At 66.7% G+C, this 423-nt stretch carries 1 pseudogene; it reads left to right on the top strand.

Going from position 1 to position 423, the window contains the following annotated elements:
• Positions 1-14: 14 nt before the first annotated feature.
• A pseudogene (locus G3I78_RS49065) lies at positions 15-423 on the top strand (membrane glycosyltransferase); the annotation flags it as partial.

The following is a 423-nucleotide window of genomic DNA, read 5'->3' as shown; positions in this document are numbered from 1 at the left end:
CCACGAGGGACTTCGTGAAGCAGCGCGAGCGCTGGGCGTGGGGGCTGGTGGCCCTCTGCTTCAACCGCACGGTGCCGTTCCGGTACCGCTGGTTCCTGCTGCTCTGCGTGGCCACCTGGGTCTTCGGCCCGCTCCAGCACGTCGCGACCGTGCTGTTCGTGGCCTGGCTCATCGGCGACTTCAACACCTCGCCGGTGGCCCAGACCGTCGTGATCATGTGGGCGATCAACTTCGCGTACGTCATCTGGACGTACTGGGAGGGGCTGCGGCTCAATGCCCTGGTCTCGGCGAACGGCCGGCGGCGCTGGTGGGAGCCGATCGTCGTGCTCGCCCTCATCCCGGTGTTCTCCGTGATGGAAGGGCTCGGCGGCCTGCGCGGCCTGGTCAAGTTCATCAAGCGCGAAGAGAACAAGTTCGTCGTCA

The organism is Streptomyces sp. SID13726 (assembly GCF_010548375.1).
In the GTDB taxonomy this organism is placed as follows: Bacteria; Actinomycetota; Actinomycetes; order Streptomycetales; family Streptomycetaceae; genus Streptomyces.
The sequence above is the reverse complement of the archived record's forward strand: the minus strand, read 5'-3'. Positions and strand labels throughout refer to the sequence as shown.